Source organism: Devosia sp., assembly GCF_034675085.1.
In the GTDB taxonomy this organism is placed as follows: domain Bacteria; phylum Pseudomonadota; class Alphaproteobacteria; order Rhizobiales; family Devosiaceae; genus Devosia.
The window spans coordinates 1-12,845 of the sequence record NZ_JAUCDN010000070.1 but is presented as its reverse complement, the minus strand read 5'-3'; the positions used below and the strand labels follow the sequence as shown (position 1 = coordinate 12,845).

The window sequence follows — 12,845 nt, the reverse complement described above, 5'->3', positions numbered from 1 at the left end:
GGGTGCCGACGCCGGCATTGGTGAAATTGTCCAGGTCGCCCGAGACAAACACCGAGCCCGTCGCATCCCCGGAAGTGATCACCGGCGCGTCGTTGGCGCCGGTAATGGTGATGACCAGCGCGGCGCTGGTGGCGGGGCGGCCGCTGCCGTCCGAAACGCTGTAGGTGAAAGTGACCGAATCCGTCTGGCCCGCGCCCAGGCCGGAAGTGGCCGGGTCGGCTGCAAAGCTGTAGCTGCCATCGGCGGCAAGCGTCAGCGTGCCCTTGCCGGCGACGGTGTAGGTGCCCGGATTGGTGACCACGAGACCCGAAGCGGGACCGTCCAGGTCGATATCGTTGGCCAGCACGCCATTGGCGGCGTCGACGACCAGCGTGCCGGCCTGCTGCACCGCATTGGCATCATCGATGCCCATGGCGACGGCATTATTGTTGACCACCTGGAACACCTTGCCATCGGCAAAGGCGATCTGGTCGACATTGCGCAGCGTGTCCTGGCCCTCGACCGTGTCGAACTCGATGCGGGCCAGCCCGCCGCTGAAGCGCGTGGCCATGCCGGTGGTGGCGGAGACGCCGCTGCCGAACACGAAGGTATCGACGGCGCCGCCGGCGGTGCTGCCCTGGAAATAGTCGTCGCCCGCGCCGCCCTGGAAGGTGAAGGACTGGCTGGAGGCGTTGATGGCGGTGTCGTTGCCCGAGCCGCCGATCACCTTCTCGATGCCCGAAATGGTGTCGGTATCGGTGGCGTTCTTGTTGACGCCACTGGTCGAGATGGTCAGGTCGGAAGCAAAGGCGCTGTAATCGATGGTGTCGAAGCCATTGCCGCCAATGATCGTGTCATTGCCGGCGGAGCCGATGAAAATATCGTCGCCATCGCCACCGATCAGGGTGTCGTTGCCATTACCGCCATTGAGCGTGTCGTTGCCATCCCCGCCATAAAGGGCGTCGTTGCCGGCATCGCCATTGAGCTTGTCGTCGCCGGCGCCGCCATAAAGGACATCGTCGCCCGCCCCGCCATTGAGCGTGTCATTGCCATCCTCGCCATAGAGGATGTCATTGCCGTTGCCGCCGTTCAGCGTGTCGTTGCCGTCCCCGCCATAGAGGGTGTCGTCGCCATTGCCGCCATTGATGGTGTCGTCGCCGCCCAGCCCGTAGATGGTCTCGCCATTGGCCGTGCCGGTGATGGTGTTCTTGGCGTCGGTGCCATAATAGACATTGCCGGAAATGGCCGTGCCCGAAGGCGCGCTGATCGCGCCCGAAATGCCGTCCTCGAACGTATTGCCGCTCAGCGTCACGCCGGTGCCGCGGGTCATCAGGTCGTAATAGCCGCTGCCGCCGCGCGCTTCCGCCTCTTCGGTGAAGACATTGCCGCTGATGGTGGAATTCTTGGCGTCCAGGATCACCAGGCTGTTGCCGCGATTGGAAGTGCCGCTGACGCCGGTGATGGTGTTGTTCGAGAAGGTAATGTTGGAAGCATTGTTGCTGACCGGCGTCTTGCCCTGGCCGAAGGCGACCAGCGGGCGCGCGAAATTGTCGACCGTATATTGGGACGAGGAGGTGCCGGAGGCAGGCTCGGGGCCGACAAAGGTCCTGCCGCCAAAGGTATTGCCATCGATCACCGCATTAGTGATGGCGGCATTCTCGTTGGAAAGCAGGGCCAGATCCCCATTGGCGATGACAATGTTGTTGAGCAGCTGGAAATTATCCGCCGCGCCCAGCACATAGACGGCCGCCGCTTCGATGCCGCGACTGGCGCCGTCGAAGCCGTTGATGGTGAAGCCGTCGATGGTGACATTGTTGACACCGGCTGCCACCCCAACCGTGGCGTTATTGGCCTGGCTGGCATTGGTGATGATGGTGTTTTCCGCGCCATCGACCGACACCAGGGTCAGCGACTTGTTGATGAGCACATTTTCCGTATAGGTGCCGGCATGCACCATGATGGTGTCGCCGGCCGTGGCTGCGGCGATTGCGGCAGTGATGGTCGAATAGGTTTGGCCTGCGCCAACGTGAAGTTCAGCCATATTAGTCCTCCGTGCCGGCGGTCACAGCCTGCCAGTCGTTCACATGGGGAAAGAAAACGCGGTTCCGGCTGAAGGGGAGCGCCGCAAGCTCCGCCCTGCCGGCCAGATGCGCATCCGCCTGGAAATACGCATGATCCCCGGACGCCGGTCCGGTGGAAACGATCGCTGCGGAGGAAGCGTCTCGACGATCAAAGACCCGCGCGGCGGCAAAGTCGACCGCGGGGGCATATCCCCGTTGCAAGTCGGATTCGCCCCAGTCTGCGCAAGGCTCCATCGTCAAATTCATGTCCCTCAAAATGCCAGGCCAGCGACCTTAACGTTTCTTTAACCCATAAACACGAAGGCCCATCCATCTGTCAATTGACGTCATCAGTTACCGGGCAGAATGGTTACTTGCATTTCTGTAGGGTTTTTACTTGCACCCCCGGGGGCGCTTTATAATTTTCGCCTTCCATTTGGACGTGCGGAAACTAGCGCGGTTTTGCTTGCGCAGCATTGCGGCAATAAGCGGGGACCGCCCGCTTATTGCCGGATCGGGGCTGCGGAATGCGGTTTTTCACCAATGGGAAAAATAAAGAGCCCGGCGGCGCCTGCGGGCGCCTTGCGTCATGCCGGAAAGGCCCCGGTCAGTCCTTAACGAAGGCGGTGTCGATGGCGCGGAAGATCGGCTGGGTGAGATATTGCAGCAGCGTGCGCGAGCCGGCGACCACGGTCACGTCGGCCTGCATGCCCGGTTGCAGGCTGATATCGTATTTCTTCAATTCCTCGGCCGGCACGGCCACATGAATGGCATAGCTATATTGCCGCGTGAGCTCATCGAATGTCCGGTCGGCGGCAACATAGGTGACATGGGCCTGCAATTGCGGCAGGTGCCGTGAGGAAAAGGCCGGCAGGGTCACCCGGGCCGGCAGGCCCACCTCGACATAGTCGATGTCGCTGGGCGAGAGCTGGGCCATGATGACCGGTTCGTCATCGACCGGAATGACGTCCAGGATCGGCTGCCCCGCCGCCACCGACCCCCCCGCCGTATTGAAGCGGATATTGTTGACCACGCCATCGACCGGGCTGGTGACGATGGTGCGTTCCAGAATGTCCTGGGCCGCGCTGATCTGGTGGGACAGAACCGCGATCTGGTTGTTGACGGCGGTGGCTTCCTTTTCCAGCCCCTGGCGCAGCTCGTCCTCGGTCTGGCGCTGGCGGGCCTCTATTTCCAGCATATTCTGGCGCGTCCGCGCGATGCGGCTCTGGCGCACCTGCATGTCGGCCTCATATTGCACCTGCTGGCGGATCAGCGGCTCCACCTGGCTGCGCGCCACCAATTGCCGCTCCATCAGCGCGCTCATGCGCACCACCTCCTGGTCGATGGAGGCCTTCTGCTCCCGCAGCCCGGCGATTTCGGCCTCGAGCGAGGTGATGTCGGATTGGAGCTGGGCGATCTGCTGGTCGGCAACCTCGCCTGAAACGCTCATATAGCGCAGATTGGCTTCGAGCAGCGATTTCTGGCTTTCCACGAAGGCATAGAGTGCGGGCTGCACCGCCATGGCGGCCACCACCTCAATGGGCAGGCTCCATTCCAGTGTGCCCGACTGCTCGGCCTGGATGCGGGCCCCGATGGTCCGCTGGCGCATCAGCTGGTCGGTGCCGCTGGCATAGCTGGCCTCGGCCTGCGTCTTGTCCAGCTGCACCAGCGGCGTGCCGGCGGCGACCCGCTCGCCCTCGCTGACCAGGATGGCGCGCAGGATGCCGCCTTCCTTGTTGTCGATCACCTGCGGCTTGGAGGCGGGGCTGACGAAACCCGAGGCGATGGCGCCGGTGGAGAGTGGGGCGAGCGCCGCCCAGCCCCCGAAGAGGCCGAAAAACGCCACCGCGATCAGCCCGCCGGCCAGGATGGGCCCGCGCATCATCGGCATCAGTTCGGCCGGCGGCGCCTTGGCGGTGGGGGTGATGCTCAGGGCCGGTACGCTCATCAGGCCTGTCCTCCCGCCGATGCGGCCACGTCATTGACCGGCACCAGCACCGGCTTGTGCACCGGGCGCGGCTGCATCTCGCGCAGCACCTCGTCCCGGTCGCCGAATTTCTCCAGCACCCCCTCGCGCAGCACCGCCAGCTTGTCTATGGGCTGGAGCAGGCTCGAGCGATGGCTGACCACGATGACGGTGGCGCCGCGATCCTTGGCCTGGGCTATGGTGTCCACCAGGGCCTTCTCCCCCTCCTGGTCGAGATTGGAATTGGGCTCGTCCAGCACCAGCAGCGGCGGATTGCCGTAAAGCGCGCGGGCCAGCCCGATCCTCTGCCTCTGCCCGCCGCTGAGGAACATGCCGCGCGGCCCCAGCTCGGTCTGGTAGCCCTCGGGCAGGCGCAGGATCATGTCGTGGCATCCCGCCGCCTGGGCCGCGGCGACCACGGCGGCGTCGTCGGCAATGCCGAGCCGGGCGATATTGTCCCGCACCGAGCCGGCGAACAGGTCGATATTTTGCGGCAGATAGCCGATGGTGCGCGCCGCATCGGCGGTGGTCAGCGTCGTCACATCGGCATTGTCGATGCGCACATTGCCCGCCGAGGGCAGCAGCGCCCCCACCAGCAGGCGGCACAGCGTGCTCTTGCCCGAGGCGGAGGGGCCGACAATGGCCAGCGCCGTGCCCGGCTCGATGCCGAAGCTGATGCCGCGCAGGGTGGGGCGGTCGGCCCCGGGCATCTGATAGCCCAGCCCCTCCACCGCGATCCGGCCCGTCAATTGCGGCAGGGCGATGCGCTCGTCCTCGGCCGGCGCCGATTTGAGCAAGGCGCTGGTGCGCGCATAGGCTTCGCGCGCGCCCAGGAACTGGCGCCACGATCCGATGGTCTGCTCGATCGGCGCCAGCGCCCGGCCCATCAGCACCGAGCCGGCGATGATGCCGCCCGGCGACATCTCGGCCCGCAGCACCAGATAGGCGCCCAGCCCCAGCGCCGCGCTTTGCAGCATCATGCGCACCGCCTTGGACACCGCCGACAGAACGGCGCCGATATCGCCGGCATTGCGGTTGGCCAGGCTCATCTCGTCGAGCTGGGCGCGATAGCGCGCCGAAACCGCGTCCTGCATGCCCATGGCCTGGATGAGCTCGGAGCCTTGCAGGGCCGAGCCGACGAATTCGGCCGACTGGCCCTGGCGCTGCGCCGCTTCGTGCACCAGCCGCCGGCTCAGCACGTCGTTGAGCAGGGCCAGCCCGAACAGCAACAGGCCCGCGCCGATGCCCAGAAAGCCCAGCCAGGGATGGAGCAGGAACATCACGGCGATGAAAAAGGGCACCCAGGGCGCATCGACGAAGGGCAGAACGCCGGCGCTGGCCAGATAGCTGCGCAGGGTGCCCAGGTCGTCGACCAGCCGCCGCGCCGCGCCGGGGTCGCGATTGGCCAGCGCCATGGCCTGCGTCAGCACGGGATCGCGCAGGCGCAGATCGAGAAAATTGCCCAGCCGCGTCAGGATATAGCCGCGCACGCTGTCCAGCCCCGCCAGGGCGGCGAAGGCGAAGGCGGCGATGAGGCTGAGAAACAGCAGGGTCGCCACCTGCCCGCTGCCCAGCACGCGGTCATAGACCTGCATCATATAAAGAGGCGAGGTGAGGACCAGCAGGTTTACCATGCTGGAGAACAGCAACAGGATGATGAGGGCTCGCCGGATACTTGCCGAAACGTCCAGCGTCGACCACACAGATTTTCGAACGCGTGGTTTCATTTCTTTGCCTGCACCGGAAACTATGCCGGCCAACTTATCCGCTTCCCGCAAAACTGCCTAGCGCCATAAAAGCGGAACGGTAAATGGCCGCGCGGCTAGAGCGTTTCCAGCAAAAGTGGAAACGGTTTTGCGGTTCGGAAACGCGATAAAACAAAGGTTTAGATCATTTTAGCGTTTCTACTAAACGGTGAAATGATCTAGGCTTTGGCCCCGGCTTCGCTCCCGCGAAGCGCTTCCCGTTCAGAATGGATGATCCGCCCCGGCGTTAGCATGGTGTTAACCGCAGCGGCGCAAACCGGGCGTCGGAAATCGGCCCCGGTCAAAATGCCGCCGCGATTGGTCCGCAATTGATGCAAATGCACATCAGATGCGGCGGCGTTTGACATCTTGGTAACCATGTCGGGCACAGAGTTGGCGGGGCAACTCCTCTCCCACGGCACCTTCGAGACAAAGGAAGATTTGGCGATGACGACGAAAACCGGTGGCCTTGCAATCGGGCTCGCGGTCGGCGCGATCATGGCTCTCATGCCTGCCGCCCAGGCGCAGCAGGCCACGGAGCTGGGTACCTTCAATGCCTGGACGGCCTGGCAGGCGGCCGATGCCGCCGGCACGATCTGCTATATCTCGGCCACGCCGCAAAAGACCGAGCCGGCCGGAGCCAACCGCGACCCCATCCACTTCATGATCATCCACCGCAAGCAGCAGGGCGTGAAGAACGAAGTGCAGACCATTGTGGGCTATCCGCTCAACACCACCAATGCCAATGCCAGCGCCAGCGTGGACGGCAAGTCCTATCCCATGGTGGTCGAGGGCTCGGCCGCGTGGCTGGCCTCGACCGGTGACGAGGGGGGCTTCGTTTCCGCCTTCAAGGCCGGCAATTCCCTGGTGGTGCGCGGCACCAGCCAGCGCGGCACCAATACGGTGGACACCTATTCCCTTTCCGGCGCGACGGCGGCGATGAACGCCATCGATGCGGCCTGCAAGTGATTTTTGGGTTGCCCCGACCCCATCCCACGCCATAACTGGGCGCGGGAGCCTGCCGGCTCCCGCCCCTTGCCCCGATGAGGCCCCGATGACCAAACCCATTCTGGCGCTCGCCCTTCTCGCCGGCCTGATGCTGACCACCGGCGCCAGCGCCCAGCAGGTGCGCCAATTGGGCGAACACCGCGCCTGGTCGAGCTATGCCGCCAATGACGCGACGGGGGCGGTGTGCTTCGCCATGGTCAAGCCGGAATCGGTGACGCCCATGCCCGACGGCTATACCCAGGCCTATATCTACATCACCAACCGCCCGGCCGAAGGCGTCGCCACCGAATTCAATCTCGTCGCCGGCTTCACCTTCCAGCCCGATAGCCGCGCCACCATCAGCATCGGCTCGCAGAGCTTCAACCTCTTCACCCAGAACGACGCCGCCTGGCTCGATGATGCCGGCCAGGCCGGGGCGCTGGCCAGCGCCATCCGCGCCGGCTCCTCCATGGTGGTGGAGGGCACCAGCGCCGCCGGCATCCGCATCACCCAGACCTATTCGCTGTCCGGCGCCACCGCGGCGCAGCAATCGATCAATTCGAACTGCTGATTTCTTCGCTCGCGGCGCCGCTTCCCTGCGCCCGGCGCAACCCCCTCCCGCGCCCGTGACTTTGCGTTGATCGCGCTTCCATGCTATTGGCGCGCACGATCCCGCATTTCCGAGCCCCTTTAGCCTGCCATGAGCATTGCGCTGAACCTTGACCATTCGACCGCCCCGCGGCCTGCGGCGGCGAGCCGCCCCTCGCTGATCGGCCTCTCCAAGCCGCAATTGGCCGAGGCGCTGGTGGGGGCCGGCATTGCCGGGGAAAAGGAAGCGCGCATGCGCGCCAGCCAGCTCTGGAACTGGCTCTATGTCAACGGCGTCACCGATTTCGATGCCATGACCAATGTGGCCAAGCCGGTGCGCCAGCGCCTGGGCGACGCCTTCATCCTCGACCGCCCCGAAATCGTCACCGAGCAGGTCTCCAGCGACGGCACGCGCAAATGGCTGTTCCGCTTCCGCGATCCGGCCAATCCCGCCTATCCGCCGGTCGAGGTGGAAACCGTCTATATTCCCGAAAGCGACCGGGGCACGCTCTGCGTCTCCTCCCAGGTCGGCTGCACCCTCACCTGTTCCTTCTGCCACACCGGCACCCAGAAGCTGGTGCGCAATCTCACCGCCGGCGAAATCCTCGGGCAGATATTGATGGCGCGCGAGCGCCTGGGCGATTTTCCGGGCGGCCGTCGCCCCGACGATGGCGGGCTGGTGCCCGGCGGGGAGACCCGCGCCATCACCAATATCGTCATGATGGGCATGGGCGAGCCGCTCTATAATTACGAGAACGTCAAGCAGGCGCTGCTCATCGCCTCGGCCGGCGACGGCATGAGCCTCAGCAAGCGCCGCATCACCCTCTCCACCTCCGGCGTCGTGCCCTATATCGAGCCGACGGGCCGCGAGATCGACGTCATGCTGGCCATTTCGCTGCACGCCACCAATAACGATCTGCGCGACGTGCTGGTACCGATCAACAAGAAATGGCCCATCGAGGAGCTGCTCGACGCCTGCCGCAATTATCCCGGCCTTTCCAATGCCCGCCGCATCACCTTCGAATATGTGATGCTGGACGGCATCAACGACAGCGATGCCGAGGCGCGCGAATTGGTGCGGCTGCTGGCCGGCATTCCGGCCAAGATCAACCTCATCCCCTTCAATCCCTGGCCCGGCGCCAATTACGGCACCTCGCCCTCGAGCCGCATCGAGCGTTTCGCCGACATCGTCAACCGCGCCGGCTATGCCTCTCCCGTCCGCACGCCGCGCGGCCGCGACATCTTCGCCGCCTGCGGGCAATTGAAGAGCGAAAGCGAACGCCTGAGCAAAAAGGACCGCGAGGCGCTGGCGGGAGCGTAGGATGCAAACGACGATTTCTGGAAAATGCCGGCATTATGGCCTATATTAAGGCCATGGAGGCATGATGAAAGTTTCTGTCCAATCTGCCGAGATTAAGCTGTCCGAATTGGTCGATGCCGCACTTGCGGGTGAAGACGTGGTGATAAGTAAGGATGGCCGGCCGGCCGTCCGGATTGTCCCTATACAAAGCCGACGCTTCAAAATCGGCATGATGCAAGGTCAATTCGGCGAGGGACCGGATTTCTTTGAACCTATGAGCGAGGAGGAACTCGCTTTGTGGGAAGGTGACGCTTGACGCGTATTCTACTCGATACGCATGTCTGGGCGTGGTCGCTTACGGCCGAACACCGCCTCTCCTCGGCAGCAATCGCCGCCATGGCTTCAGCTGAAGCCGTATACGTCAGTGCCATTAGCTTCTATGAAATCGGCCAGAAAGCCCGTCTTGGCAGATGGCCGGAGATAGCGTCCCAAGTCCCTGCATTGCCAGATATTGCAAGGCGGCAGGGTCTGCAAATAGTCGATGTTTCCCCCGATATCAGTCTGTCGGCAGCGCTTCTTCCTTGGGCGCATCGGGATCCATTTGACCGGATCATTCTGTCAACCGCCCGGGCCCGCGACCTGACCTTGATATCTGCTGATTCTGCCTTTGGTGAGCTTGACTTACTGTTTGGGCAATCTGATGCAATCTGGTAGCTACTCCCCCGCAACCCATTCGATCGTCCACCGCCCACGCCCTTCGCCCAGCAAATCCGCCAGCGCCGGCAGCAGCACGGCCATCTCCTGTTCCAAAACAAAGGGCGGGTTGACCACGATCATGCCGGTGCCAAAAAGGCGCGGCGGGGTGGATGGCGGGCGGATGGCCAACTCCAGCCGCAGGATTTTCGGTATCCTCGCGGCCTTGAGCGCCTTCACATAGGTTTCCACCGCCTCCGGCTCCTTGAGCGGATACCAGAAGGCATAGATGCCGCCTGGCCAGCGGCGATGCGCCTTTCCCAGGCTTGCCGCCATGCGTGAAAACTCGCCCTTTTCCTCGAAAGGCGGATCGACCAGCACCAGGCCGCGCTTTTCCTTGGGCGGCAGATGCGTGCCCATGCCCGCCCAGCCATCCAGATGCGTCACCCGGGTCTGGATATCGCCGGCGAAGTTTTCCTTGAGCGCCGCCGCGTCCTCGGGATGCAGCTCCAGCGCCATCAGCCGGTCCTGGCTGCGCAGCATATGCCGGGCGATGAAGGGCGAGCCGGGATAATAGCGCAGCACCCCATCGGGGTTCTGCGCCCGCGTCGCCGCCAGATAGGGCGCGGCCAGTTCGCCCGCCGCTCCCGGCAGCCCGCGCTCGACCAGCCGCGCGATCCCCTCCTGCCACTCGCCGGTGCGCTCGGCCTCTCCTCCAGACAGATCGTACAGGCCCACCCCCGCATGAGTGTCGATGACGCGGAACGGCGCATCCTTGCGCATGAGATAGGCAAGGATGCGCGTGAGAATGATGTGCTTGACCACGTCGGCGAAATTGCCGGCGTGAAAGGCGTGGCGGTAGTTCATCGTCCTATCTGCGCCCCTCGGCCAGCAATATGGTGGCGGCGAAGGCCATGAACACGGCGGCGAAGCTCCAGTTGAGCGCCCTGCCCACCCAGGCCTTCTCCTTGAGCGTGCGCGTCAGCCATTCGGCGAACAGCACCGCCCCGATGACCACCGGCAGCGAGACGAGGATGAATTCGCCCCCCAGAAAGATCAGCTTGCCCGGCGCATGCGGATCGGAAGCCGAGACGAATTGGGGCAGGAAGGTCACGAAGAACAGCGCCACCTTGGGATTGGTGAGGTTGATGCCCAGCCCGGTGAGATAGGATTGCCCCCAGCTCGGCTGCTTGCCCGCCGCCCTGGGCACCAGCAGGCCCCCGCCATCGCGGATGGCCTGCACCGCCAGCCACACCAGATACAGCGCCCCCAATATCTTGAGCGCGAAAAAGGCAGCGGGCGCGGCGATGATGAGAACGGAAATGCCGAACGCCACCAGCATGGTGTGGACGGCAATGCCGCTATAGGCTCCCAGCACGGTGGCAAAGCCATGGCCGCGCCCCCAATGCATGGTGCGCGACACGAACAGCGCCAGGTCCGGCCCCGGCGTTATCGCCAGGGCGAAGGCGGCCACGGCAAAACCGAGAATGACAGGCAGGTCGGGAAGGAAGGCGGGCATGGTGGGCTCAAGAATCTTGCGCGCAGACAATTGCACCAAAGCGCCTCTCTGACTAGGGTGCGCCCGATTTCCGGGCCGTTCCGGCCGATCTTATCGAGATACACAATGGCGAATGACATCAAGAAAGTCGTGCTGGCCTATTCGGGCGGGCTCGACACCTCCATCATCCTCAAATGGCTCAAGGAGACCTATGACTGCGAGGTGGTGACCTTCACCGCCGATCTGGGCCAGGGCGAGGAGCTGGAGCCGGCGCGCAAGAAGGCCGAGATGTTCGGCATCAAGGACATCTATATCGAGGACCTGCGCGAGGAATTCGTGCGCGACTTCGTCTTCCCCATGTTCCGCGCCAATGCCATGTATGAGGGGCTGTATCTGCTGGGCACCTCCATCGCCCGCCCGCTCATCGCCAAGCGCCTGGTGGAAATCGCCCATGAAACCGGGGCCGACGCCATTTCCCATGGCGCCACCGGCAAGGGCAACGACCAGGTGCGGTTCGAGTTGACCGCCAATGCGCTCGATCCGTCCATCAAGGTCATCGCCCCCTGGCGCGAATGGGATCTGCGATCCCGCACGAGGCTCCTCGAATATGCCGAGGCCAACCAGATCCCCATCGCCAAGGACAAGCGCGGCGAGGCGCCCTTCTCGGTCGATGCCAACCTGCTCCATACCTCCTCGGAAGGCCGCGTGCTCGAAGATCCGGCGGTGGAAGCGCCCGATTACGTCTACCAGCGCACCACCGACCCGGAAAAAGCCCCCGATACGCCTGAATATGTAAAAATCGGCTTCGAGAAGGGCGACGCGATTTCGGTCAATGGCGAAAAGCTCTCGCCGGCAAGCCTGCTCGAAAAGCTCAACGCGCTGGGCGGCAGGCATGGCGTGGGGCGGCTCGATCTGGTGGAGAACCGCTTCGTCGGCATGAAGTCGCGCGGCGTCTACGAGACCCCCGGCGGCACGATCCTGCTGGAAGCCCATCGCGGCATCGAGCAGATCACGCTGGATGCGGGCGCCGGGCACCTGAAGGATTCGATCATGCCGCGCTATGCCGAGCTGATCTACAACGGCTTCTGGTTCTCGCCCGAGCGCGAGGCGCTGCAGGCCCTGATCGACAAGACGCAGGAGCATGTCACCGGCACCGTGAAGCTGAAGCTCTACAAGGGCGTGGCGCGGACCGTGGCGCGGTGGTCGGATCACTCGCTCTATTCCGAGAAACACGTGACCTTCGAGGAAGACGCGGGCGCCTACGACCAGAAGGACGCCGCCGGCTTCATCCGCCTGAACGCGCTGCGCCTGAAACTCATCGCGACGCGGAACGCCCGGGTGGCGGGGAAGGGCTAACCAGAGCGCTCCCGCATCGCGAGGATGGACTCCACCGGGTAGATCATTTTCGGATGCGGGAGCTCTGCGTAGGTTGAAAAGCCAATGCTCTCATAGAAGGCGGTTGTCTTTGCGTTCAGCGACTGCAAGGTGACCGCGTAGAATCCTACGATTTCGGCCACCTGCGCCACCTTCTCGAAGGCATCTTGCAAAAGAAAGGTGCCTAACCCAGCGTTCTGAACCTGACGGTCAACTGCAAGGAAGCCAATGTTGATCGCGGGAAATGCCGTGTAGGTCGCGAGGTAGCTGCTTTTCTCTCGCCTTGTGTCCGGAACAGAGTCTGACCCCACCTGAAGTGCGTAGTATCCTATGCACTTCGCATCACCTGAGAGGTGCGCGACAAAGACTGCTTGCTCGCGCCGCCGCGCGCATTTGTTGGCTTTGTTCTTCAGGAAGCGATTGAGCGCGCCATTGCCGCAATCAAAGCGGTTAAGCACATGCCCGCTTGCTATCGGTTCCACCACTATCTTTGATAGATCCAGTGGGTCGGGCTTCGTCTTGCTGCTGCCGAACGGCTTCATACTGTCTACGCATTTCAATCATCTTCGCGTTCGGTCCACCGCTCTGGCGCGAAAGAGCTCGCACGTAGTCGCTCGCTTCACGCTGCGAGTGAAACTTGGCTTTTCCGTTAACA

The 12,845-nt window shown here is 63.6% G+C and carries 14 protein-coding genes; 6 read left to right on the top strand and 8 right to left on the bottom strand.

Annotation, left to right across the window (positions count from 1 at the left end):
- The 5 genes from VDP82_RS06555 to VDP82_RS06535 form a co-directional block, all read right to left on the bottom strand.
- Positions 1-2,020 (bottom strand): VCBS domain-containing protein (locus VDP82_RS06555; RefSeq protein WP_323014049.1); only part of this gene is annotated, 2,020 nt, incomplete at its 3' end.
- Position 2,021: 1 nt separating this feature from the next.
- Positions 2,022-2,306 carry a hypothetical protein gene (locus VDP82_RS06550; protein WP_323014048.1) on the bottom strand — a complete coding sequence of 95 codons (285 nt, stop codon included), beginning with the start codon at positions 2,304-2,306 and terminating at the stop codon, positions 2,022-2,024.
- Positions 2,307-2,646: 340 nt separating this feature from the next.
- Positions 2,647-3,987, bottom strand: a complete 1,341-nt coding sequence (locus tag VDP82_RS06545) for an HlyD family type I secretion periplasmic adaptor subunit (RefSeq protein ID WP_323014047.1) — start codon at positions 3,985-3,987, stop codon at positions 2,647-2,649.
- Entirely contained in the window at positions 3,987-5,732 is a 1,746-nt protein-coding gene (locus VDP82_RS06540; RefSeq protein WP_323014046.1) for a type I secretion system permease/ATPase, read from the bottom strand. The genes VDP82_RS06545 and VDP82_RS06540 overlap by 1 nt, the downstream gene beginning before the upstream one ends.
- Before the next feature lie 197 nt (positions 5,733-5,929).
- Positions 5,930-6,250 carry a hypothetical protein gene (locus tag VDP82_RS06535; protein ID WP_323014045.1) on the bottom strand — a complete coding sequence of 107 codons (321 nt, stop codon included), beginning with the start codon at positions 6,248-6,250 and terminating at the stop codon, positions 5,930-5,932.
- Here VDP82_RS06535 and VDP82_RS06530 point away from each other — a divergent pair.
- The 5 genes from VDP82_RS06530 (at position 6,249) to VDP82_RS06510 (ending at position 9,339) form a co-directional block, all read left to right on the top strand.
- Positions 6,249-6,719: an invasion associated locus B family protein gene (locus VDP82_RS06530; protein WP_323014044.1), complete on the top strand. Its 471-nt coding sequence runs from the start codon at positions 6,249-6,251 to the stop codon at positions 6,717-6,719. The two genes, VDP82_RS06535 and VDP82_RS06530, sit on opposite strands and share 2 nt — an antisense overlap.
- 85 nt (positions 6,720-6,804) lie before the next feature.
- Positions 6,805-7,308 (top strand): invasion associated locus B family protein, encoded by a 504-nt coding sequence (locus VDP82_RS06525; RefSeq protein ID WP_323014043.1) that lies wholly within the window; start codon positions 6,805-6,807, stop codon positions 7,306-7,308.
- A 129-nt stretch (positions 7,309-7,437) separates the two neighbouring features.
- Positions 7,438-8,646 carry a 23S rRNA (adenine(2503)-C(2))-methyltransferase RlmN gene (rlmN, locus tag VDP82_RS06520; protein ID WP_323014042.1) on the top strand — a complete coding sequence of 403 codons (1,209 nt, stop codon included), beginning with the start codon at positions 7,438-7,440 and terminating at the stop codon, positions 8,644-8,646.
- 64 nt (positions 8,647-8,710) lie between these two features.
- Complete coding sequence (locus VDP82_RS06515; RefSeq protein WP_323014041.1) at positions 8,711-8,941, top strand: type II toxin-antitoxin system prevent-host-death family antitoxin; 231 nt, start codon at positions 8,711-8,713, stop codon at positions 8,939-8,941.
- Entirely contained in the window at positions 8,938-9,339 is a 402-nt protein-coding gene (locus tag VDP82_RS06510; RefSeq protein ID WP_323014040.1) for a type II toxin-antitoxin system VapC family toxin, read from the top strand. The genes VDP82_RS06515 and VDP82_RS06510 overlap by 4 nt, the downstream gene beginning before the upstream one ends.
- On the opposite strand, the gene VDP82_RS06505 is transcribed toward VDP82_RS06510, so the two are convergent.
- Both VDP82_RS06505 and VDP82_RS06500 read right to left on the bottom strand, forming a co-directional pair.
- On the bottom strand, positions 9,340-10,185 hold the full coding sequence (locus tag VDP82_RS06505; protein ID WP_323014039.1) for a 23S rRNA (adenine(2030)-N(6))-methyltransferase RlmJ: 846 nt from the start codon (positions 10,183-10,185) through the stop codon (positions 9,340-9,342). It lies immediately after the preceding gene.
- Between the two features lie 4 nt (positions 10,186-10,189).
- Positions 10,190-10,837, bottom strand: a complete 648-nt coding sequence (locus VDP82_RS06500) for a LysE family translocator (RefSeq protein ID WP_323014038.1) — start codon at positions 10,835-10,837, stop codon at positions 10,190-10,192.
- A 105-nt stretch (positions 10,838-10,942) separates the two neighbouring features.
- On the opposite strand from VDP82_RS06500, the gene VDP82_RS06495 reads away from it, so the two are divergent.
- Entirely contained in the window at positions 10,943-12,172 is a 1,230-nt protein-coding gene (locus VDP82_RS06495; RefSeq protein ID WP_323014037.1) for an argininosuccinate synthase, read from the top strand.
- Here VDP82_RS06495 and VDP82_RS06490 read toward each other — a convergent pair.
- Positions 12,169-12,732: a GNAT family N-acetyltransferase gene (locus VDP82_RS06490; protein WP_323014036.1), complete on the bottom strand. Its 564-nt coding sequence runs from the start codon at positions 12,730-12,732 to the stop codon at positions 12,169-12,171. The genes VDP82_RS06495 and VDP82_RS06490 overlap by 4 nt on opposite strands.
- Between the last annotated feature and the right edge of the window lie 113 nt (positions 12,733-12,845).

Coding starts and splice junctions, on each gene's coding strand:
- VDP82_RS06505 (WP_323014039.1), bottom strand. CDS start 10,185: ATGAACTACCGCCACGCCTTTCACGCCGGCAATTTCGCCGACGTGGTC.
- VDP82_RS06525 (WP_323014043.1), top strand. CDS start 6,805: ATGACCAAACCCATTCTGGCGCTCGCCCTTCTCGCCGGCCTGATGCTG.
- VDP82_RS06530 (WP_323014044.1), top strand. CDS start 6,249: ATGGCTCTCATGCCTGCCGCCCAGGCGCAGCAGGCCACGGAGCTGGGT.
- VDP82_RS06515 (WP_323014041.1), top strand. CDS start 8,711: ATGAAAGTTTCTGTCCAATCTGCCGAGATTAAGCTGTCCGAATTGGTC.
- VDP82_RS06540 (WP_323014046.1), bottom strand. CDS start 5,732: ATGAAACCACGCGTTCGAAAATCTGTGTGGTCGACGCTGGACGTTTCG.
- VDP82_RS06495 (WP_323014037.1), top strand. CDS start 10,943: ATGGCGAATGACATCAAGAAAGTCGTGCTGGCCTATTCGGGCGGGCTC.
- VDP82_RS06545 (WP_323014047.1), bottom strand. CDS start 3,987: ATGAGCGTACCGGCCCTGAGCATCACCCCCACCGCCAAGGCGCCGCCG.
- VDP82_RS06490 (WP_323014036.1), bottom strand. CDS start 12,732: ATGAAGCCGTTCGGCAGCAGCAAGACGAAGCCCGACCCACTGGATCTA.
- VDP82_RS06550 (WP_323014048.1), bottom strand. CDS start 2,306: ATGAATTTGACGATGGAGCCTTGCGCAGACTGGGGCGAATCCGACTTG.
- VDP82_RS06500 (WP_323014038.1), bottom strand. CDS start 10,837: ATGCCCGCCTTCCTTCCCGACCTGCCTGTCATTCTCGGTTTTGCCGTG.
- VDP82_RS06535 (WP_323014045.1), bottom strand. CDS start 6,250: ATGATCGCGCCGACCGCGAGCCCGATTGCAAGGCCACCGGTTTTCGTC.
- rlmN (WP_323014042.1), top strand. CDS start 7,438: ATGAGCATTGCGCTGAACCTTGACCATTCGACCGCCCCGCGGCCTGCG.